7 protein-coding genes are annotated in these 7,058 nt (G+C 63.6%); all 7 read left to right on the top strand.

Annotated features, from left to right (window positions below; genetic code table 11):
* Positions 1–542 (top strand): hypothetical protein (locus JOZ76_RS24935; protein WP_291703136.1); only part of this gene is annotated, 542 nt, incomplete at its 5' end.
* 293 nt (positions 543–835) lie between these two features.
* Positions 836–1,897, top strand: a complete 1,062-nt coding sequence (locus JOZ76_RS24940) for a class I SAM-dependent methyltransferase (protein ID WP_291703137.1) — start codon at positions 836–838, stop codon at positions 1,895–1,897.
* An 813-nt stretch (positions 1,898–2,710) separates the two neighbouring features.
* Positions 2,711–3,508, top strand: a complete 798-nt coding sequence (gene murI, locus JOZ76_RS24945) for a glutamate racemase (protein ID WP_291703142.1) — start codon at positions 2,711–2,713, stop codon at positions 3,506–3,508.
* A 19-nt stretch (positions 3,509–3,527) separates the two neighbouring features.
* Positions 3,528–4,301 carry an HpcH/HpaI aldolase family protein gene (locus JOZ76_RS24950; RefSeq protein ID WP_291703145.1) on the top strand — a complete coding sequence of 258 codons (774 nt, stop codon included), beginning with the start codon at positions 3,528–3,530 and terminating at the stop codon, positions 4,299–4,301.
* Positions 4,302–4,593: 292 nt separating this feature from the next.
* A complete protein-coding gene (locus JOZ76_RS24955; RefSeq protein ID WP_291703147.1) occupies positions 4,594–5,373 on the top strand; it encodes an acyltransferase in 780 nt (259 codons plus the stop codon).
* A gap of 283 nt (positions 5,374–5,656) precedes the next feature.
* Positions 5,657–6,274, top strand: a complete 618-nt coding sequence (gene rpsD, locus JOZ76_RS24960) for a 30S ribosomal protein S4 (protein WP_291703149.1) — start codon at positions 5,657–5,659, stop codon at positions 6,272–6,274.
* Positions 6,275–6,387: 113 nt separating this feature from the next.
* Positions 6,388–7,058: threonine aldolase family protein (locus JOZ76_RS24965; protein WP_291703151.1), on the top strand; the 671-nt coding region annotated here is incomplete at its 3' end.

Genomic DNA, 7,058 nt, shown 5'->3' on the forward strand with positions numbered 1-7,058 from the left:
GTAAGCTGATTTGGGCACGAGGCAGCACAATGAGCACGTATGGCACACAGCAGGCGGCTCCCGATTTCCATCGGACGCGGCTCGCCGTCGCTCTGCATACCGCGATCGTATTTGTCATGACGTCCGCTGCTCAAAGCTTTTTGGTCGGACCACTGCCGGTCATCCTTCCCTCTGTCGTCATTTGCGTCGCTGTCGGCCTCGTAGGACTGTTTATCGCCGCTCTGGAGGAGGCCCAGGCGAGCGTCAGAGCGGTCGGCGGGGGAATGCCTGGTCCTGGCGGAACGCCTCCCGGCGCGGGGCCGCTGATCGGCTTGATCCTGATCGTCACCGCCATCATCCTCGGCGCTTTCTTCTATTCGCACGGGAATAAATCTCCGGCCCTCGCGATTGCCGCGGGAGTAGCGTCAGCCCTCGCGTGGGGTCTGAGCGTCGTCGGTGCCCTGATTTGGAGCCACGTCGTGTTCAGCAGCATCTATTGGAGCAGCTGGTTCAATCTGTTTGCTGCCGTGTTTGCCGCGCTGGCCGTGGGCTATATGCCGTGATGGGACTTGTCCGTCCTTGAGGCTCGCACTCACGCATTCGAGGAAGACAACCCGTGACCCGAAGCGGGCTAGGGATGGGGAAGACGAACTTCTCCGCGCAACCGCTTGTGTCTGGACTCATTTGCGAGACTGGACAATCATCTCGCTGCAGATTGGGCCGGTACGATGATAAAGCGGCTCACATTTTTCAACATGACGTCTTGATATCCGCGATGCCCGCTCGGCCGGCCCGCCTGAGCGTGTCAGGTTGCATGAACGAAGCAACGGAGTGCATTGGATTCGGAGGACAGGTCATGCGTGAACCACATCCTGACAAATTGAATGAATTGGTCGGTAAGCTCGTGAACGATCTCGGTGCATCGCTCGCAGGCGCAAGCATCCTGCTTGGCGACCGGCTGGGGCTCTACAAGGCGATGGTCGACGGCGAGCCGACGACCTCGGCGGCACTGGCAAAGAAGACCGGACTGCACGAGCGCTATGTGCGCGAATGGCTCTCCGGCCAGGCTGCGTCCGGTTACATCGACTATCACTCCGAAAAGGACACCTTTTCGCTTTCGCCTGAACAGGCATTGGCCTTCGCGGAAGAAGGCTCGCCGGCGTTTTTTGCTGGCGCATTCGATGTCGTGCAGGCGACCTATCTGGACGAGCCGAAGGTCACCGAGGCTTTTCGCACCGGCAAGGGCGTGGGCTGGCACGAACACTCGAAGTGCCTGTTCTCGGGAACGGAGCGCTTCTTCAGACCGGGCTACAATGCGAATCTGGTCTCGAACTGGATTCCCGCACTCGATGGCCTCGAAGCCAAGCTGAAGGCCGGAGCCAAAGTTGCCGACGTCGGCTGTGGCCATGGAGCTTCGACAATCGTGATGGCGAAGGCATATCCGAAATCCGAGTTCTTCGGTTTCGATTATCATCTGCCTTCAATCGAACGGGCCAGGAAGCTGGCGGCGGAAGACGGCGTCGGCGACCGCATCACTTTCGCCCAAGCCAACGCCAAGGATTTTCCTGCAAAGGGCTACGATTTGGTGGCGTTCTTCGATTGCCTCCACGACATGGGCGATCCTGTCGGCGCCGGCAAGCATGTGAAGGAGACCATGGCCAAGGATGGCGTCTGGATGATCGTCGAGCCGTTTGCCCACGATAATCTGAAGGACAATCTCAATCCGGTTGGCCGCGTCTATTACGCTGCCTCGACTTTCATCTGCACGCCGGCGTCGCTGTCGCAGGAAGTGGCGCTGGGACTAGGCGCCCAAGCCGGCGAGCGCCGACTGCGGCGGGTCGCGGCCGAGGCCGGCTTTACACGATTTCGCCGCGCGACGGAGACGCCGTTCAACATGATTTTTGAGGCCCGTGCTTGATCCGGACGCCCGCTTGTCGGCCCATGGCCGCCGAAATCACCGGTGCACGACGGGCAGTTCGCGCATGTGTGTCATGCGGAAATTGCCCGTCGCGCCATTCTGCCGCGGGCAAAAATTCAGATTTTCGTAAATCGACTTGACTCTTCTTCAAATCAGAAGCATCATCCATCCATCCCGCCGCCGCATGAGGGGCGTTTCGCGATCGTCACGAACGTTGGCAGCGGGATGCGATGGACGCATCGGCCCCGCGCGCGAACTGATGTTGGCGCGGACGAACGGAGCTGATGTGGACGGCGAAGTCGCGTGGTCCTGGCCTCCCGACGCTGAGGTCAAGCCCGCAAGCCGCTCAATGAACGGCTCGCGGGCGACGGGGGCAAGAAAGCCCGGTCCCCGGGGAGAGCGCGTATAAGCCGTAACACCATTGCGCAGGGAAGGCCGGGACTATCCGGCTGAACCTGTGGTTCCTTCCCCGTGCTTTTTTATTGCACGGGGGCCATGGGTATCAGCAGGTACCCGGCCTTCCCTGCGCCCTCTGTTCTCGAGGAGGGACGATTTCGATGCAAAACTCGGGCGCAATGCGCGGCGAGAATGCGATGTCATGCTCCATCAGATCGTCATTGCGAGCGAAGCGAGCAATCCAGACTCTTCCCGCGGCGAGCACTCAGCGGTAGGGTGGGCAAAGGCGCATTGCGCCGTGCCCACCATCTTTCCGCGCGTGTGATGGTGAGCACGCTTCGCTTTGCCCACCCTGCCGCGCCCAATGCCGTGCCGGGCGATGACAGCGGAATGGTTGTTCGGCTAGAACTTCACATCATGCCCCCCCCTCCCACGATTCTCGTCTTCGATTCCGGCCTCGGCGGGCTGACCGTGCTACGCGAGATCGTCGCGGCGCGCGGCGATGCGCACTTCATCTATGTCGCCGACGACGCGTTCTTTCCCTATGGGCATCACAGTGAGGAAGCGATCATCGCCCGCGTGGTGCCGCTGATCGGCGATCTGATCGGCCAGCACGCGCCCGATCTCGTGGTGATCGCCTGCAACACCGCCTCCACCCTTGTCATGTCGCATCTGCGCGCCGCCTATTCGGTGCCGTTCGTCGGCACGGTACCGGCCATCAAGCCCGCCTGCGCGCTGTCGAAAACCCGGCGCGTCTCGGTCCTGGGCACCAAGGGCACCGTGCAGCGCGAATATACGCGCAAGCTGATCAGCGATTTTGCGCAAGGCTGTGAGGTGACGCTGGTCGGCTCGCCCGAACTCGCCGCGCTCGCCGAGTCTGCGCTCTCCGGCGGCACCGTGTCGGACCGCGACATCGCGGCCGAGCTCGCCCCCTGCTTTGTCGGCGATCCCGATGATCCCTTGGCACGTACCGACGCGATCGTACTCGCTTGCACCCATTATCCGCTGCTGTTCGACCGCCTGATCAAGCTCGCGCCGTGGGAGGTTGCCTGGATCGATCCTGCGCCCGCCATTGCGCGACGAGCCAGTGACCTGCTTGGGCCGCCGACCGGCGCGGCCGATCGGGCGGGTGCGGAAATGATTTTTACCTCGAACAAGCCGCACAACCTCAGCAAGGCTCTGATGCCGTTTTTTGGCGGCCGCGTGCCGGCGTAAAACCCTCTGGAGTTTTCGGATGTCCACGCAGCCCGCCCCGCTGAACCGCCTGCGCCAGGCGTTTCGCGACAAGCGTCCGACCTTTGGCGCGATCGCCACCATCCCGAGCGTGCAGACCGTGCGCATCATGGCGCAGTCGCTCGACTGGATCGTCGTCGACCTGGAGCACGGGCCGATCGACCTGACGGCGGCGCATGCGATGATCGTGGCGACCGCCGGCACGCCTTGCGTGCCGATGGTGCGGATCGCGGCCAACGAGCCGCATCTTGCCAAGGCGCCGATGGATTTTGGCGCGCTCGGCATCAATTTTCCGATGATCTCGAGCGCCGCCGAGGCCGAGAAAGCAGTGCGCAGCGTGCGCTATCCGCCGCGCGGTGACCGACTGTGGGGACCGTTTCACGCGCCCTTCCGCTGGAACGTTTCGATGGCCGATTACATGGCGAGCGCAGACGACGACATGATGTGTATGATCACGATCGAGCATGTGGAGGCGGTCGAGCGGATCGATGAGATCATGGCCACCCCCGGCATCGATGTCGCCGTGATCGGCCCCGGGGACCTGGCGACCTCGATCAACAAGCGTGGGCTGATCGATGATGGCGAGGTGCAGGCGCTGATCAAGCGCGCCGAGGAGGGCATTTTGAAGAGCGGCGTGCCGATCGGCGGGGTGGCGCGATCAGCCGATCAGGCGAACGCAATGATCGATCGCGGCTATCTCGTGCTGGCGCTCGGTTTCGACTGGTCGCTGTTCCAGCGCGGGATTACCGCCAGCCTGGCAGGAATCCGGCGCTGATGGCGATTTCGATGCGGTATCTGCGCCGTCATGGCACTTTCAGGCACGATGCCAACATCTTGAATCGACTTGAAATTCATGTTGGTTGCAAACGCGCGATGGCCTCGCGGCTGCCACAAAGACCAACCAAATGGCCTCGCGGCACGCTATTCGTGCTATAGCGCCTCGCTCAGGAGGCGGAAGGCCCGTCGCCGGATCCTGATTCAGCCGGGCCTGGATTTGCGGTAGAGCGGAGTGCGGGCAATCAAGCCCGCGCCGCACTGACGGGATAGGAAAGGGGCGAGTTCTTTCGATGCGCGGACGTTTTCGGAAAATCTCGCTGCCGCGCCGCCTGATCATCGACCTCATGCACGCCTCGCGCGGCGTGCCGTTCGTGTCGCTCTCGCGCTCGCTGAACGTCCGGCCCCTGCTCGACGCCCGCGCGCTCGCCGCCCGCCCGCCTGGCTGGGCCGCGATCTTCGTCAAGGCGTTCGCGTTGGTCGCGCGCGACGAGCCTACGCTGCGCACGCTGTATGCGAGCTGGCCGTGGCCGAGCTTTTACGAGCTGCCGAAGAGCGTCGCGATGGTCGCGATCTCAAGGAGCGCGTATGGCGAGGAATGCGTGCTGCCGCAGCGCGTCGCCGAGCCCGACGGCTTGCAGCTCGGCGAGATCGACGCGCTGATCCGCCACGCCAAGGAGGCGCCGATTGGCGAGGTGCCAATGTTCCGAAAGATCATGCTGGCGACCCGCCTGCCGCAGCCGCTGCGGCGGCTGGCGTGGCTGTGCGGGGTCAATTTCGGCCGCCAGCGCGGCAATTATTTCGGCAGTTTCGTCGTGACGGGGGTCGCGGCCTTCGGCGGCGGCGAGCTGCATGCGCTGAGCCCCGGCCCCTATATCCTGAGCTACGGCGCGGTTGAGCCCGACCAGAGCATCGGCGTGGTGATCCGCTGGGATCACCGGGTTACCGACGCGGCCCTGATCGCCAGGACCATGACGGCGCTGGAACAGGTGCTGAACGGGGAGATCGCAGCCGAATTGCGCGGTTTACGCCACGGCGCCGAGCCCAAATCGGTGCGGGCCGTGGCGACGTGAGGGGTTTTGTCATTCCGGGGCGATGCGAAGCATCGAACCCGGAATCTCGAGGTTCTGGGTTCGTCGCTGCGCGACGTCCCGGAACGACGGGTGTTTCGATTGACAAGGCAGCCGATTTGCCCTTAGAAACCGCCCTGCTCGCGGGCCGTTTCGGCCCGCGAAGCGTTTCGCGACCCGTGGTTTTGACCCTTCAGGCTTTGGGGTCAGGACCTGTCGGTGCCGGGACATCCCGGCACACAGGAGGGCGCGTTTCCTCAAAACCCAATCTTTCGAAGAGGACGCGATGACTAAGCGCAGTGAGGCGAAATACAAGATCGACCGCCGTTTGGGCCAGAACATCTGGGGCCGCCCCAAGAGTCCCGTCAACCGCCGGGAATATGGCCCCGGCCAGCACGGCCAGCGCCGCAAGGGCAAGCTGTCGGACTTCGGCGTGCAGCTCCGCGCCAAGCAGAAGCTGAAGGGCTATTATGCCAACATTTCCGAGCGCCAGTTCCACGGCATCTATGTCGAGGCCGGGCGGATGAAGGGCGACACCGGCGAGAACCTGATCGGCCTCCTGGAGCGCCGCCTCGATGCGGCGGTGTTCCGCGCCAAATTCGTCTCCACCATGTTCGCGGCGCGCCAGTTCATCAATCACGGCCACGTCAAGGTGAACGGCCGCAAGGTCAACATCGCGAGCTACCAGCTCAAGGTCGGCGACGTGATCGAGGTCAAGGACGCCTCGAAGCAGCTCGCCGTGGTGCTGGAGGCGAGCCAGCTCGCCGAGCGCGACGTGCCCGATTACATCGAGGCCGATCATTCCAAGATGACCGCGAAATTCCTGCGCATCCCGGCGCTCACGGACGTGCCGTTCGCGGTGCAGATGGAGCCGCATCTGATCGTCGAGTTCTATTCGCGTTGATCACGTCAGAACCATTTTCTTCAAGATGCGAAAGCCCCGGTCATGCCGGGGCTTTCGTGTTTTCTGGCCGCAGTTTTTTGCCTTATGATCGTTTTCAAACCAAGGAGCCGCCAATGCTCTACACCCCGCCCCCGCGCGATCCCACGGCGCAGCCCATCCGCATCAATCTGTTGTCCGACACGCAGACCCGCCCGACACCCGGCATGCGCGAGGCGATGGCGCGCGCCGAGGTCGGCGACGAGCAGCTCGGCGATGATCCCTCAGTGAATGCGCTGTGCGAGCGGGTTGCCGACCTGCTCGGCAAGGAGGCCGCCGTCTTCATGCCGTCGGGCACGATGTGCAACGTCGCCTCGACGCTGGTGCACTGCCGGCCCGGCGACGAGATCCTGGCGCACGAGACCGCCCACATCATCTCCCGCGAGGGCGGCGCCCATGCGGCGCTCGGCGGCTTCCAGATCACCCAGCTGCCTGGCGACGACGGCCAGTTCACGCCGGATACATTCCGCGCCGCGCTACATCCGCGCACCCGCTATCAGCCGCCGCAGGTGCTGGTCAGCGTCGAGCAGACCGCCAATATCGGCGGCGGCACGATCTGGCAGAAGGCTGCGCTCGACGAGGTCGCCGCGATCGCCCGGGAACACGGCATGGCCACCCACATGGACGGCGCGCGGCTGCTCAATGCGACGGTCGCCACCCGCATCAACGCGCGAAAAATGGCGGATGGCTGGGATTCCGCCTGGATCGATTTCTCGAAAGGATTGGGTGCGCCGATCGGCGGCGTGCT

Origin of the sequence: Bradyrhizobium sp., assembly GCF_019244115.1 — a bacterium.
Classification (GTDB): Bacteria; Pseudomonadota; Alphaproteobacteria; order Rhizobiales; family Xanthobacteraceae; genus Bradyrhizobium.

Coding starts and splice junctions, on each gene's coding strand:
- JOZ76_RS24955 (WP_291703147.1), top strand. CDS start 4,594: ATGCGCGGACGTTTTCGGAAAATCTCGCTGCCGCGCCGCCTGATCATC.
- rpsD (WP_291703149.1), top strand. CDS start 5,657: ATGACTAAGCGCAGTGAGGCGAAATACAAGATCGACCGCCGTTTGGGC.
- murI (WP_291703142.1), top strand. CDS start 2,711: ATGCCCCCCCCTCCCACGATTCTCGTCTTCGATTCCGGCCTCGGCGGG.
- JOZ76_RS24940 (WP_291703137.1), top strand. CDS start 836: ATGCGTGAACCACATCCTGACAAATTGAATGAATTGGTCGGTAAGCTC.
- JOZ76_RS24950 (WP_291703145.1), top strand. CDS start 3,528: ATGTCCACGCAGCCCGCCCCGCTGAACCGCCTGCGCCAGGCGTTTCGC.